Source organism: Streptomyces sp. NPDC058678 (assembly GCF_042714835.1).
Classification (GTDB): Bacteria; Actinomycetota; Actinomycetes; order Streptomycetales; family Streptomycetaceae; genus Streptomyces.
This window is the reverse complement of the sequence record NZ_JBHXSG010000120.1, coordinates 1-13,460: the sequence shown is the minus strand read 5'-3', so window position 1 is coordinate 13,460 and position 13,460 is coordinate 1. Positions and strand designations below refer to the sequence as shown.

General features: G+C 69.0%; 12 protein-coding genes. 4 read left to right on the top strand and 8 right to left on the bottom strand.

Features of this window, described 5'->3' with window-relative positions:
• Window positions 1-160: 160 nt before the first annotated feature.
• The 7 genes from ACFWWR_RS46685 to ACFWWR_RS46655 all read right to left on the bottom strand — a co-directional run bounded on the left by ACFWWR_RS46685 (window position 161) and on the right by ACFWWR_RS46655 (window position 8,204).
• Window positions 161-1,117 (bottom strand): helix-turn-helix domain-containing protein, encoded by a 957-nt coding sequence (locus ACFWWR_RS46685; RefSeq protein ID WP_384310465.1) that lies wholly within the window; start codon window positions 1,115-1,117, stop codon window positions 161-163.
• A gap of 195 nt (window positions 1,118-1,312) precedes the next feature.
• Window positions 1,313-2,317: a 3,4-dihydroxyphenylacetate 2,3-dioxygenase gene (hpaD, locus tag ACFWWR_RS46680; protein WP_384310462.1), complete on the bottom strand. Its 1,005-nt coding sequence runs from the start codon at window positions 2,315-2,317 to the stop codon at window positions 1,313-1,315.
• Complete coding sequence (hpaE, locus tag ACFWWR_RS46675; RefSeq protein ID WP_384310459.1) at window positions 2,314-3,801, bottom strand: 5-carboxymethyl-2-hydroxymuconate semialdehyde dehydrogenase; 1,488 nt, start codon at window positions 3,799-3,801, stop codon at window positions 2,314-2,316. The genes hpaD and hpaE overlap by 4 nt, the downstream gene beginning before the upstream one ends.
• Window positions 3,798-4,730, bottom strand: coding sequence for a 4-hydroxy-tetrahydrodipicolinate synthase (gene dapA, locus ACFWWR_RS46670; protein ID WP_383874319.1), 933 nt, complete (start codon window positions 4,728-4,730; stop codon window positions 3,798-3,800). Before dapA ends, hpaE begins: the two co-directional genes overlap by 4 nt.
• Window positions 4,727-6,172, bottom strand: coding sequence for a fumarylacetoacetate hydrolase family protein (locus tag ACFWWR_RS46665; protein WP_384310457.1), 1,446 nt, complete (start codon window positions 6,170-6,172; stop codon window positions 4,727-4,729). The genes dapA and ACFWWR_RS46665 overlap by 4 nt, the downstream gene beginning before the upstream one ends.
• Complete coding sequence (gene hpaB / locus ACFWWR_RS46660; RefSeq protein WP_383874316.1) at window positions 6,172-7,638, bottom strand: 4-hydroxyphenylacetate 3-monooxygenase, oxygenase component; 1,467 nt, start codon at window positions 7,636-7,638, stop codon at window positions 6,172-6,174. The genes ACFWWR_RS46665 and hpaB overlap by 1 nt, the downstream gene beginning before the upstream one ends.
• Window positions 7,639-7,700: 62 nt before the next feature.
• A complete protein-coding gene (locus ACFWWR_RS46655; RefSeq protein WP_383874314.1) occupies window positions 7,701-8,204 on the bottom strand; it encodes a flavin reductase family protein in 504 nt (167 codons plus the stop codon).
• Between the two features lie 333 nt (window positions 8,205-8,537).
• Between ACFWWR_RS46655 and ACFWWR_RS46650 the strand changes: the two genes are divergently transcribed.
• Window positions 8,538-9,083: a MarR family winged helix-turn-helix transcriptional regulator gene (locus tag ACFWWR_RS46650; protein WP_383874312.1), complete on the top strand. Its 546-nt coding sequence runs from the start codon at window positions 8,538-8,540 to the stop codon at window positions 9,081-9,083.
• Window positions 9,084-9,205: 122 nt separating this feature from the next.
• On the opposite strand, the gene ACFWWR_RS46645 is transcribed toward ACFWWR_RS46650, so the two are convergent.
• On the bottom strand, window positions 9,206-9,709 hold the full coding sequence (locus tag ACFWWR_RS46645) for a PucR family transcriptional regulator (RefSeq protein WP_384310454.1): 504 nt from the start codon (window positions 9,707-9,709) through the stop codon (window positions 9,206-9,208).
• 15 nt (window positions 9,710-9,724) lie between these two features.
• On the opposite strand from ACFWWR_RS46645, the gene ACFWWR_RS46640 reads away from it, so the two are divergent.
• From ACFWWR_RS46640 to ACFWWR_RS46630, 3 genes are all read left to right on the top strand, one after another.
• The gene (locus ACFWWR_RS46640; RefSeq protein ID WP_384310451.1) at window positions 9,725-10,246 is read left to right on the top strand and encodes a hypothetical protein; all 522 of its coding nucleotides are present in this window, start codon (window positions 9,725-9,727) and stop codon (window positions 10,244-10,246) included.
• Window positions 10,247-11,759: 1,513 nt separating this feature from the next.
• Window positions 11,760-12,593, top strand: coding sequence for an enoyl-CoA hydratase/isomerase family protein (locus tag ACFWWR_RS46635; protein WP_384310448.1), 834 nt, complete (start codon window positions 11,760-11,762; stop codon window positions 12,591-12,593).
• Window positions 12,594-13,293: 700 nt separating this feature from the next.
• The coding region (locus ACFWWR_RS46630; RefSeq protein WP_384310468.1) for an SDR family NAD(P)-dependent oxidoreductase at window positions 13,294-13,460 on the top strand (167 nt) is incomplete at its 3' end.

Below are 13,460 nucleotides of genomic sequence, written 5' to 3'. Positions count from 1 at the left end.
CTCACCGACAAGCCCCTGACCGGCACGTACCGGACCGCGTGGAACCGCAACATCCGGGGCGGGTTCTCCGTGCCACGCGCCGACGTCGCCCACCAGATGCTCGCCATGGTGAACCAGCCGGAGACCATAGCAGGTCGTCGTCGGCCGCGACTTCGATCATCTAGGCGCCCAGCGCCGTGCGCCCGGCCCCGCGTGCCTCCGACGGGCTCATGCCGTAGGCGCTCCTGAAGGCGTGGCTGAAGTGGGCGGGGTCGGGAAAGCCCCAGCGGCTGCCGACGGTGGCGACGGGCATATGGGCGAGCGCGGGGTCCGCGAGGTCGCGCAGGCACTCGGCCAGGCGGCGCTCCCGGAGCCAGCCAGAGACCGTGTATCCCCGCTCGGCCAGCAGCTTGTAGAGGAAGCGCCGCGAGATGTGGTGGGCGGCCGCGATCCGGTCGGGGCCGAGCCCCGGGTCGGAGAGCCGCTGCTCCATGTACGTGAGGATCCGCTGGGCCAGCAGCTCCCGCCCGTCGTCCTGCTGCGTCACGTGCACGGCGCACCGGTCCGAGAGCATCGCGCCGACCAGGTCGACCACGCTGTCCGCGAGCCGCTGGGTGCCGAGAGCGTCCAGTTGCCGCACCTGCCCGGCCAGTCCGCACAGGAACGGGTGCACCACGGGCCCCAGTCCGTCGCTGCACGACACGGTGGTGGCGATCATGCGGGTCAGGTCGCGTTCGGGCAGCCGGAGCATGACCCGCGGGAACATCAGCACGAGTGTGCTGTACGGCTGGTCGAAGTCGAGTGTGTACGGGTGCCGGGTGTCGTAGATGGCCAACTCGCCCGGTTTGAGCAGGGCCTGGCGGTCCGCCTGGGTCAGCATGCACTGCCCGGCCAGCTGAAGACTCACCTTGACGAAATCGGCCGGGTCGGAGGCGATGTGCCTACGGGTGTGGGCGACGCCGTGCGGATCCGCGGCGACCACAGACACCTGCACCGCGCCGAGCTGGGCGGTGTGCAGGGAGGCGTGGAAGTCGGGAACCTCGCGCGGCAGCGCTTCCAGCGGCACGAAACTCTGGCCGACCACGTCCCGCCAGAACTCGAAGCGTCCTGCGGAGGTGTCGTCCGACGGAGTCGTCATCGAGGGCATGGGTCTCCTCTGCGGGCCCTTCGGCAAGCCGGCAGGTAGGCGTGCCGCCGGATACTAACCGTCGTATCCGGTTATTACAAAGTGCGATGAATGGGGTGTATGAGAAGATCCCGTGTCTGTCGAGCGCGTGGTGAGGGGGCTCGGAAGGGCGCCAAGCACCTCCGGGTCCCCCCACCGCCCGTGGCATCAGCCGAGGCCGTCCGCACCCACCTGAACCGCGGACTCGTCGAGGACGGTGTCGGTCACGGGCTGCGGGCGTCCGTCCAGGTCGAGGACGGGGGCGGCCTCCTTGTACCAGGACTCGATGACGGCGTTGCCCCAGAAGTCGCGGCGGCGGTCGTCGCGCACGTTCCAGCGGTACGTCTCGTGGTCCGGGTCACCGGTGTAGTAGTCCGAGGTGTAGATCTCCACGCGGTGGCCGTCGGGGTCCCTCAGGTAGAGGTAGAAGGCGTTGGAGACGCCGTGCCTGCCGGGGCCTCGTTCGATGTGGTGCTCTTTGTGCAGCGAGCCGAAGATGTCGGCCGCGCGCAGTACCTGGTGGGACTCGTGGGTGGCCACCCCGACGTGGTGCAGGCGCGGCCCGGCACCCCCCGTGAAGGCGACGTCGTGGACGGTCTGCTTGCGGTACATCCAGGCCGCGTACAGCTCGTGCTCGTCACCCTCGATCGTTTCCGAGCAGCCGAAGCCGAGGGACTGGTAGTGGGCGTAGGCGGCCGGGATGTCGGGGGTGCAGATGTTGAAGTGGTCCAGGCGGGCGATCTCGGCGCCGTGGCGGATGTCGTAGCGCTGGATGAGGCGCTCGGCGCGGGCGATCTCGTGGAAGAACTCCACGGGGAAGCCGAGCGGGTCGATGACGCGTACCGCGTCGCCGATACCGTGCGTTCCCTCGCCCTTCTTCAACCGCTTGACCGGGCAGCCGAGTCCGGCGAAGAACTTCTCCGCCTTGTCGACGTCCTCCGGGGTGCGAACGCGATAGGAGATGTGGTCGAGGGCCGCCAGGTCGCCCTTGCGCAGCACCAACGAGTGGTGGGTGAGTTCGTCCGTGCCACGCAGATACAGCGACTCGGCGTCCTCGTACTGGACGTGGAAGCCGAGCATGTCGACCCAGAACCAGCGGGCCGCGCCGAGGTCGGTGACGGCGAGCTGGGCGTAGGCGGAACGGACGACGTCGGGGGCGTTCGAGACGGTCATGAGGCGGCTCCGAAGCGGGGGGTGTGCACCTCGGCGAGGGCGACGTGGACGATCTTCGATTCGGTGTAGAAGTCGATGGAGTGCGCGCCGCCCTCGCGGCCGACGCCGGAGGCCTTGACCCCGCCGAAGGGAGTGCGCAGGTCACGGACGTTGTGGGAGTTGATCCAGACCATGCCGGACTCGACCGCGTGCGCGATGCGGTGGCCGCGCTTGATGTCCGAGGTCCAGACGTAGGCGGCCAGACCGAACTGCGTGGCGTTCGCGAGTTCCACGGCCTCGGTCTCGTCGTCGAAGGGGGCGACGGCCACGACCGGGCCGAAGATCTCCTCCTGGAAGATACGGGCGTCGCGTTCGACGTCGGCGAAGACGGTGGGCTGGAGGTAGTTGCCGTCCGCGAGGTGCTCGGGGCGGGTTCCGCCGGCGACCAGCCGGGCCTCCTTCCGGCCGATCTCCACGTAGTTCAGGACGCGCTCGTAGTGTTCGGGGTGTACCAGTGCGCCGACCTCGGTTGCCGGGTCGGAAGGGAGCCCGACGCGTACGTTGGCGGCCCGTTCCGCCAGGCGCCGGGTGAACTCCTCGTACAGCGGGCGCTCGACGAGTACGCGTGAACCTGCCGTACAGCGCTCCCCGTTGAGGGAGAACACGCCGAACACGACCGAGTCCAGCGCGGCCTCGAGGTCGGCGTCGGCGAAGACGACGACCGGGGACTTGCCGCCCAGCTCCATCGACACCGTCTTCAGGTGCTCGGCGGAGGACCGGATGATGTGCCGGCCCGTGTCGGAGGAGCCGGTGAAGGAGATCAGCGGCACGTCCGGGTGGTCGACGAGGGCCTGGCCGGCCTCCTCGCCGATGCCGTGGACGATGTTCACCACTCCGGCCGGGACACCCGCCTCTTCGAAGATCTCCGGCCACAGCGACGCGGACAGCGGGGTCCACTCGGCCGGCTTGAGGACCAGCGTGCAGCCGGACGCCAGCGCGGGTGCCAGCTTCCAGCTCTCCAGCATGAACGGGGTGTTCCAGGGAGTGATCAGCCCGGCGACTCCCACCGGTGTGCGCACCACATAGCTGAACTGGTCGTCGCCCTGCCGGAACGCCTCCTCGCCGAGGGCCACGATGACATCCGCGAAGTAGCGGAAGTTCTCGGCGGCGCGCCGCGCCTGGCCGCGGGCCTGCGTGATCGGCAGCCCGGAGTCGTACGACTCGAAGGCGGCGAGCCGGTCATGACGGGCCTCGACGGCGTCGGCGATCCGGTACAGGACACCCGCGCGTGCCCGGTTGGACAGCCCGGCCCACTCCGGGAACGCGACCCGGGCAGCCGTCACCGCCCGGTCCACGTCGGCCGCGGAGCCACGCGCTGCCTGTGCGTAGGGAGCGTTGGAGACCGGGTCGGCGACATCGAAGGTGCGTCCGTCCGCGGCGTCGACGAGGGCACCGCCGATCCAGTGCGGGACCAGGGAGGGAAGGTGCTCAGGGGTGGTGCTCACTGCGCGGCTCCGATCTGCTGGGTGAGGTCTCCGCCCTCGCGGAGCAGCGCGCGGATCTTCGACAGGCTCGCGTCGGTGGGAGAGGTGAGCGGCGGGCGGACATGGGGCGACGCGATACGTCCCTGCTGGTGCAGCACCCACTTCGCGGGCGCCGGGTTCGTCTCGACGAACAAGAGGTCGACGAGCGGGTGCAGGCGGTAGTGGAGATCGCGGGCACCGTCGAAATCGCCCGCTTCCCACAGCTCGTACATCCGAGCCACCGCGCCGGGCGCGAGATTGGCGACGGCTGAAACGAACCCAGCACCGCCGAGCGCGAGCAGCGGCAGGCACAGCAGCTCGATGCCGGACCACACCAGCAGTGAGCGCCCGCAGGCGTGCAGCACGCGCGAGAAGTGCTCGAAGTCCTTGGTGGTCTCCTTGACGCCCACGAAGTTCTCGAAGTCGGTGAACAGCCGCTTCACCGTCTCGGGCGAGATGTCGACGGCCGTGCGCGAGGGCACGTTGTAGGCGACGATCGGCAGGTCCGGGAACTCCCGTGCGACGATCGCGTACCACTGGTACAGCGCCTCCTGCGTGGGGCGCGCGTAGTACGGCGTGATGACGAGCGCGGCGTCGGCGCCCAACTCCGCCGCGGCGGCGGTGAGTTCGAGGGTCTCGTCGAGCTTGTGGGATCCGGTCCCGGGCAGGAACGGGACGCGGTCGCCGATCTCCTCGACCGCCGTCCGCATCCCCGCGATCCGCTCGCTGACGCTCTGCGCGCTGGGCTCGCCGGTGGAGCCGCCCAGCGAGATGCCGTGCGAACCGGACTCCAGCTGGAAGCGGATCAGCGCGCGCAGGCTGGCGTGGTCGACGGCTCCGTCCGCGGTGAAGGGGGTGATGGCGGGAGCGATGGATCCGCGGATGGCGGACGGGTCGCTGCGGAATTTCATGCGTGCTCTCCTTGCGTGCTGTGCTGCTTGCGCCACCGCTCGTACATCTCGTGCCAGTCGGGGCCGAGGGGATACAGGCCGTCGATGCCGTGCCCGGCGCGCACCTGATCGGTGATGAAACGCTCCCGCTCTTCCTGCTCCCGGCAGTCGGTGATCAGGTCCTCGGCCAGGTCGGGCGGCACGACGACCACGCCGTCCGCGTCTCCCACCAGCAGGTCGCCGGGCTGCACGAGGGCTCCGCCGCAGGCGACCGGCACTCCCGTGTCCCATGGCACATGGCGGCGGCCGAGGACGGAGGGGTGGGCTCCGCCGTGGTAGACGGGCAGCCCCAGTTCGGTGACGGCGGCGCTGTCGCGCAGGCCTCCGTCGGTGACCACCCCGGCCGCGCCACGCTGCTGGGCGCGCAGGGCGAGGATGTCGCCGAGCGTGCCGGCGGAGGTGTCCCGGCGGGCGTCCATGACCAGCACATGGCCGGGTCGCAGCTGCTCGACGGCCCGCTTCTGGGCGTTCATGCCGCTGCCGTACCGCTTGAACAGGTCCTCGCGCAGCGGCAGGTAGCGCAGCGTGTGGGCGACGCCGACCATCTTCGTGTCCGGCCGGGTGGGACGTACCCCGTCGATGGACATGTGTGGCAGTCCGCGCCCCCGCAACTGTGCGCTGAGTGTGGCGACCGCGACCGAACGCAGTCCGTCCTCGATGCGTTCGTCGAGCAGTGGCTCGGGTGTGTACGCGGCTCCGTGGGCGGCCTCACGTTCGGCCGCGTCCGTCCTCGGCATCGCTCCGTACGTGTCCAGGGCGGGCCCGGAGGCGATGGGGTTGCGCAGCCGCCCGGTGGACTGTCCGCTGCCGGTGACCTCGACCTCCACCGTGTCGCCGGGGGAGACCACTGACGCGCCGGCCGGAGTGCCCGTCAGGATCACGTCCCCGGGCTCCAGGGTGACCAGTCTCGACAGATCGGCGACGAGCTGTCCGAAAGGGAAGAGGAGCGTGTCGGTGGTGTCGTCCTGCACGAGTTCGCCGTTGATCCAGGTTTGCAACCGGAGTGCGGCCGGGTCGAGTTGGCGGGCATCGAGCAGCCGCGGCCCGATCGGCGTGAAGCCGTCCGCGCCCTTGGAGCGGAGGTTCGAGCCGCGGTCGGCATACCGCAGGTCGTACACCCCGGCGTCGTTCGCGGCGGTCACCCACCGCACGTGGGACCAGCCGTCCTCCGGCCGCACCCGCTGGGCCCGGCTGCCGACGACCAGGGCGATCTCGCCTTCGAACCCGAGAAGTTCACACCCCTCCGGGCGGACGATGGCCTCCTTGGTGCCTGCCAGCGACGAGGGGGGCTTGAGGAAGTAGGAGGGCTGGGCCGGGATCCGGCCGCGCTCCTTGGCCCGGCTGGGGTAGTTGAGATGGACAGCGATGATCTTCGACGGGGGGTTCCCCAGGGGGTGCGTCATCAGGAGCGCCCCAGGCTGCGCTGATCCAAGAAGTCCTGGACCTTCGCCTTGTACGGCTCGCGGTCGTACGACTTCACGTACGCGCCGGCCATGCGGACGGGGTCGCCGAAGAAGTAGTACTCGTACAGGGCCTGGCGGCTGGAGAAGGCGGAGATGCAGGTGTCCCAGACGAGACGGAAAAGCTTCACGCGCTCGGGGCCGGTGAGGGTGGCCGACTGGAGGTAGGCCTCGATGTCGGCGGCCGCCGGGCCGGTGATGTCGAGCTCGGTCGGGGTGGCCATCAGGCCGGAGGCGCCGAGCTTGCGCAGGATCTGCGGGAAGCGCTGGTAGAGCTTGGGATAGAGGTTGCGGGCGGCGTTGAGGGGGGCCCAGGCCGGGGTCAGCACCCCGTACTCGTTGACCTCGGCGTCCGCTTCCGCCGCGCGCAGGAAGGCGCGCAGCGTCTCCAGAGTGGTGATGATCTCGGCGATGTCCTCCTGGACGTGCTGGAACTGCTCGATGCCGATGGCCTCCGTCAGCAGTGTCACCAGTCCGAGGATGTACTCGGTCTTGGCGGTGGTGCGGGTGACGACCTGGTGGGTCATGTGCACCACGGAGGACGTCTGGGAGTAGAAGCCGTTGCACAGCTCGGCGTCACCGAGCGCGAAGCAGCGCTCGAAGGGCACGTGCACGTCGTCGAAGACGACCACACAGTCCGACTCCTCGAAGCGGGAGGCGAGGGGGTGGTCGTGGCGCGGGCGGTCGTAGTCGAGGGGCTCGCGGGCGATGTAGCGCAGGCCGGGAGTGTCGTTGGGGATGGCGAAGGCGTACGAGTACGGCTTGTCCTCGGGCGTGCCGCGGAGCACGGTCGAGGGGAAGACGAGCATCTCGTCGGCGAAGGGGGCGATGGTGGCGAGCATGCGCGCCCCGCGGATCACCACGCCGTTGTCGTCCTCCTTCACGATGCGTGCCGCGAGCTTGCCCCCCGCCTGCTGGGTACCGGCCACCGCCCGGTTGACCTGCGGCGGGATGAGCGTGTGCGTGCACAGCAGATCCTCTTCGCGGGCCTTCTCGTAGTAGCGGCGGATGTTCTCGCCGAAGGCGGGGTCGGCCTGGGCGAACCAGTCGGCGGCCGAGGCGAGCGCCATCAGGGAGCTGTTCATGTAGTCGCCGGTGCGGCCCAGCATGCCGTTGCTGTGGTCGGCCCACACCTTGAACGCCTTACGGCGCTTGACGAGATCGTCGGGTGTGCGCGGAGTGAGGAAGGACGTGCCGACCGGCTCACCGGAGGTGGGGGAGGCATACGTGAGGACGTCCTTGTGTGCGTCGCTGTGCTGGAGGTCGTACAGCTCGGCGTAGGTCTGCACCACGTTGCGGAAAGCGGGGTGTTCCTGGATTCCTCCGGTGAGCGTCTCGCCCTGGATGTGCACGGTGGGGCGGGACTGGGAGAGGCGATCGAGGAATTCCTTGCCGTTGCGTGCGGCCATGGCGGTTCTCCTGGGGAGTGCGGTGGGGCCTGAGAGGGGGTGGTGGGACGGGCGGAAGAGCCTCAGAAGAGGTGCTCGATGCCGTCGGTCGACTCGGTCGTGGACGCGAAACGGCTCCAGGCGTAGGTCAGGGCGTCGCCGTCGCGGTGACCGAGGTCGGTGACGCGGCCGAGGACCAGGGTGTGGTCGCCGCCGTCGTACGCGCGCCAGGGCTCGCACTCCACCCAGGCGAGCGGGTCGGCCAGCCGGGGGACGCGCGCGCCCTCCGCCCAGCGGGGCTCCGCGGTGCTCGGGGCCCCCGCGAACAGCCGGGCCAACTGCTCCTGTTCGGCACCGAGGATGTTCACGCAGAAGGGCCCCTCGGCCAGCTGGTCGTGGCAGCGGGCCCGGCGGGCGACGCTGACCAGGACCAGCGGCGGTTCCGCGGACACGGACGTGAAGGAGTTCATGGTGGCGCCCCGCGGACCACTGTCGGTCGCGTACGACACCACCGTGACGCCGGTGGCGAAACGGGACATGCAGGCACGCAGCGCGCCGGGACTGGGGGGAGCGAATGCTTCGGGCATACGAGGTTCCTTGGGATCGATCGCCCGCCACACCGTCCCCCTTGACGGAGGAGGAGGAACGGCCGGGGCTACCCGGCCGCACATCGGGACGCACGGCCGGGAGGAGACCTGCCCCCTGACAGACCCAGGGGACAAAACGGGACGACTAATGCTCAGAGCGTGTAATCAATGCTTTGATTAATTGGGGACCGTACCCCCGTCGGCATCTCTGGGGAAGCCCTCGGGTGAAGGTTTTTCACGGTTCGGACACCTGGACGGGGTGCCGACGTGTGCCCGCTTCCCGAACGCGGTCCGTGATGCGGTCCGTGATGCCGCCCGACCTAGACTCCGACTGTGACCCAGGAACCGGAACCGCTGGATGCCGACCACCTGCACTTCTGGTCGTTCATCGACCACGCCATCGACCGGGCCTCGCGGGAACTCCCCGGCATCGACCCGCTCGCCATGCGGCTGGTGCTCACCCTCCACCGCGCGGCCAACATGCTCGTCTACGACCTCGAATCCGCCGTACACCGGCCTCGCGGCTGGTCATGGCCCGGCTTCCGAGTGCTGTTCGCCATCTGGCTGTCGGGCCCGGTCGAGGCGAAGAAGGTCGCGGAGCTGTCCGGCATGAGCCGAGCCGCCGTGTCGGCGCTGGTGAACACGCTGGAACGGGACGGCCTGGTGAGCAAGGAGCGCGCCTCCTACGACGGGCGCGCGGTCCAGCTCGGCCTCACCGAGGCCGGTCTGCATGCGATCACCACTGCCTTCCAGGCACACAACGCACGTGAACAGGAGTGGGCGGGCGCCCTCGATGAGGACGAGCAGCAGACCCTCATCGAGTTGCTCGGCAAGCTGACCGCGCACTCCGCGCACTTCGACGTCCGGCATCGGACCTGAGGGGGCATCCTGCCTGGCGCGGGGCACTGAGCCGGGTGGGGGCCGGGCGTTGGCTCAGGTGGGGAGCGGGCGCGCCTCGACGATCTGCCTCATGACGATGGTGGAGGTCGGCTGCCGTACAACTAGCGCTCGGTTGCCGAAGGGGCCGATGCTGCCCGGATGCCGTCAGCTGCCAAGGCGGCACTGAACTGCAAGACGTCTGAAGGACTTGCGAGAGAGAGTCCCGTCAGCTTCTCGATGCGCCGAAGCCGCTGGGAGATCGTGTTCTTGTGAACGAAGAGCTCTTGAGCGGACACATCGGCGCGGCAATCATGGGCCAAGTAGGTTCGCAGGGTGAGGATCAGGTCTGTCGAGCGCTCGAGATCGCTCTGGCGCAGTGCACCCAGCACGCGATCACTGAAGCTCGCGACGGCCCTTTGGTCCTCCAGCTGGAGCAACAAGCCCACCACCCCCAGGTCCTCGATCGTGCGAACCGGCGGAGCCTGGGAGCCGCCGAGTTCAAGCGCGCCTCGTGCCATCCGGAACGCCAGTTCTTCTGAACCGCCGGCCGGGGCCACCACTGCGTGCACCTGAGAGCCGATCGCGCCGTGCGTGAGGGTGGCAGCGATGTCCTCTGCCGCCTTCACTGTGTCGTCAGCCAGGTGCCCTTCATCTCTGGTTACGACCAGTTCGTCCTGGGCAACGGCGAAGGCGCGCTCGCCGCGATCAACGACAACATGGACAAGGACAGGCAAGGAATGCTCAAGAGTGAGGAGCCTGGCCGTATCCAGCTGGTACGGATGCCGACCGATCCGGCTGACCAAACTGTCCTCTTCGAGGACCAGGCGGACTACGAGTACCTCGTGGGTGGCCCCCAGGGCCCCGCCCCCGGATGGATCAACAGCGTGACCATCCGATCGACTGGACGGGCGCTGGCATATGACGTGCGTCCGTTCATGCGCCGGATCAGCCCGACGCCTCTGCTGATGGTCGTCGCCGGCGACGACCAGACCACTCCGCCCTCGCTCGCCCTGGAAGCCTATGACGCGGCGCTTGAGCCCAAGGAGCTCGTGATGATCTCCGGGGGACACTACGGGGTGTACTGGCCTCACCTTTCCCGGGATCTTGTCACCGACGCCGCAGCCCGTTGGTTCGAGACCCACCTGGGCAAGGGCACGCATTGAGTGATGGTGGGTCGGAGACCGGCCGGCGAAGTCGCCCGGAGGTTCGCCGCCGGCCTCGCCGGCGGCCTCGCGGTCTGAAGACGACGCCAGAGTTCGGCGCGTGACTCGGCAGCTCACGAGCTCGTCGCCGAGCGCACCGGCACCGGCACCGACGCCGAACGCGACACGACTCCGCGTCTGATGGCCGACGTGGAGTCCGCCGCGCTGCGGGCGTCCGTCGCGATGTGGGCAGCGGGTGATACCGACGTCTCGCTGCCCGATCCGGTCCGCGAGAGTCCCACCCTGCTGCGCGCCGGCCTTACCCCATCGGCTCCGTCGCACCGGCTTCACAACCGTCCCCACTCTCGACGCCGGCCACGCACCCGGGTGGCCAGACGATTCCGTACCGTACGCGGCCGCAGCCCGGCGCGAGGATCTCACCGGTCTTCCTCCGGCCTGGATCGGAGTCGGCACCCTCGATCTCTTCCACGAACGAAGACGTCGAGTACGCGCGTCGGCTGAGTGACAGCGGCGTCTCCTGCGACCTCGATGTCGTCCCCGGCGCTTTCCACGGCTTCGACTTGGTGCTTCCCAAGGCCGACATCTCGCGGGAGTTCTGGCGCCGGCGGGCACGGGTGCTGGCCGGCGCGCTGTGAGGCCGACCGAAAGTGAAGGCAGATCGACATCTGACCCAACGACCGCCCGGCGGTCGAGAAGTTGCTCGGCGCGGTCGCCACGGCACACGGGCAGGTCGACGGTGTGCTGATGACTCGAGGGCACCATCGCGAGGCCGTCGGTACTGGGCCACGCCGATCAACCGTGGTGCCACTTCCGGCCTGATGTAGGCCCAGAAGGTATCTGGCGGTGGTGCCCAAGGAGGTGCGGCCGCCACCGGCCGGTGCATCACCGCATTGTGGGGCACCTCGGGGTGTGAATGACGACGAGCGCTACACAGCACTGGGCGCCAGCGGGCCGCCCGGTCCATCCCCGAAGGCGCCCGGCCAGCCGATCAGATGCAGCCCGGCCGGCAACCCGAGTTCAACGACACCAGCCATACCTTGACGGACACGGTGACGGACACGGTGACGGATCCGTTTTCCTCGCTTCCTTCGTAGCGTTGGGCGTGATCAGTGCACTCGCGCCCCACCGCAGGGGGAAGACATGGCGACGGCGATCCGGGGTCGGGAGCGTCCGCAGGACAGTGGCTCAGCTCGTGGTGACGGACACCGCGATCGCCGCGGCGGCCACCGACCCGAAACCGAGGCTGCGCTACACCGCCGTCCCGACCGCCGGCGGCGTCAGCACGTACGCCGCGTCGCCCCGCCCAGCCCTCGGCAAGCAGCGCTGCGCACCCGGCCGGTCGGCCGACCCGCTCGTCCGTGAAGCCGACGGGGCCTCGAAGCAACGGCAAGGAGAAGCACGACATGACCACGGGTCTGCCAGACCTGGTTCTGGGCGTCGCCTCTGCCAGTGCAGGGCGCCCCGACGAACACGCCTCCCTGACAAACCGTCAGTATCACCCTAGGAGCGAAAGATGACGCAACCCAGCACGATCAGCGTGGAGCGGCTGACATCAGGAATCCGCAAGATCACATTCTCGAATCCACCGGTGAATCTCATCGTCGGGGAGACCGTGTCCCGACTGGTCGAGGTCGTCACGGAACTGAGCGAGGACCCGCAGGTTCACGTTGCCGTCTTCACCAGCAGTACACCTGGCTACTTCTTCAACCACTTCGATCTCGGCCGGGCTGCCGACTTCATACCGTCCGATCCGGAGGCGACGCCGGCGTGGATCGATCTCGTGGTGAGGCTGTCCACCGCTCCGTTCATCAGCATCGCGTCCATCCGCGGACGGACCAGGGGCGGCGGGGACGAACTGGCCCTGGCCTGCGATCTGCGCTACGCCAGCCGCGAGCACGCGGTGTTCGGCCAGCCCGAGGTCGGCGGCGGGATTCTTCCCGGCGGCGGGGGCACAGAACGCCTGCCCCGACTCATCGGACGGGATCGGGCACTCGAAGTCATCCTCAGCAGCGATGACTACGACGCCGACACGGCAGAGCGCTACGGATGGGTGACCCGCACCGTCGCCGACGCCGAACTGGACGGCTTCGTGGACGGTGTGGCAACCCGGCTGGCGTCATTCGACAAGACGGCGCTGGCAGCCGCCAAGGCTCAGGTCGACCGGGCGACGCTCCCGCCCGATGCCGACCTGCGAGCGGCCTACACGCAATTCGTGAGCTCCATGACCTGGCCAGGGGTACAGGCATTCCTGCCCCGGTTCGAGAAGCTCGCTGCCGAAAAGGGGCCCGAAGAGCTGGAACTCCGCTTGGGCCACTACCTCGGCATCGCACGTCAGGAGAGCCGGTGAACACCGACTACGAAGCCCCGTTCGTGACCAGCGGATGACGCCTCCGGGATCACCTCCAGCGCCCCGATCACAACGGCCTCCAGCTGTTCGACACCGACGACCGGCGACCGACGACCGGCGGGCGGCTGGGCCGAGGCTCGCCGACCGGACCGTCCAGCCGCTGAGCAAGACCTGCAGCCATGTACGGACCGTGTCCGCCGAAATGCGCAGGTGCCTGGTGACCTCAACGGTGGATGGAACATCAAGGCGCAGGCCCGCACACGTCGGCACACCGCGCACCCACACCGCCGGCGCCTGGGCGGGTTCACCGGCCGAGACCAGCGCTCCGGCACAACACGCCCGCCCTCACCCACCGCCCGTCACCAGCGGTTCCACCTTCGGACCGCGACACCCGCACGAGCACCCGGGTCATCACTGCCCGTCGAGGTCCTCACCGAGTTCGACCGAAGTGGTGCGTGAGGACGGCACCGAGGCCGCCGTCGACGAGTGCGGTGGGTGATGCGAGGACCGGGCCGTCTCGGTCCACTGCTCGTCGTCCGCTCGTGGTCTTTCCCGTACCGCACCCCACGTTTCCCGGATCCCTCTCGGATCGCCGGACGTGACCACTTGCCATCGACCGACGACCACCCTATGGTCGTACGAACGTAAGACATACGGACGTAAGGCATACGGACGTATTCCAAAACCAAGGGAGCTCGTGATGGCGGCAACTCGGCCGGTGGCACTCGTGACAGGTGCCTCATCAGGGATCGGCAAGGAGACGGCCAGCGCGTTCGCCGCGGCGGGCTTCGAGGTGATCGGAACCGCTCGCAACACCGCGCGAGCCACCGCACCCGCCGGGGTCACCTACCTCGACCTCGACGTGAC

Excerpts from the sequence above, each read along its gene's own strand:
- ACFWWR_RS46685 (WP_384310465.1), bottom strand. The coding sequence starts at position 1,117 with ATGACGACTCCGTCGGACGACACCTCCGCAGGACGCTTCGAGTTCTGG.
- hpaD (WP_384310462.1), bottom strand. The coding sequence starts at position 2,317 with ATGACCGTCTCGAACGCCCCCGACGTCGTCCGTTCCGCCTACGCCCAG.
- dapA (WP_383874319.1), bottom strand. The coding sequence starts at position 4,730 with ATGAAATTCCGCAGCGACCCGTCCGCCATCCGCGGATCCATCGCTCCC.
- ACFWWR_RS46665 (WP_384310457.1), bottom strand. The coding sequence starts at position 6,172 with ATGACGCACCCCCTGGGGAACCCCCCGTCGAAGATCATCGCTGTCCAT.
- hpaB (WP_383874316.1), bottom strand. The coding sequence starts at position 7,638 with ATGGCCGCACGCAACGGCAAGGAATTCCTCGATCGCCTCTCCCAGTCC.
- ACFWWR_RS46655 (WP_383874314.1), bottom strand. The coding sequence starts at position 8,204 with ATGCCCGAAGCATTCGCTCCCCCCAGTCCCGGCGCGCTGCGTGCCTGC.
- ACFWWR_RS46635 (WP_384310448.1), top strand. The coding sequence starts at position 11,760 with ATGACGCAACCCAGCACGATCAGCGTGGAGCGGCTGACATCAGGAATC.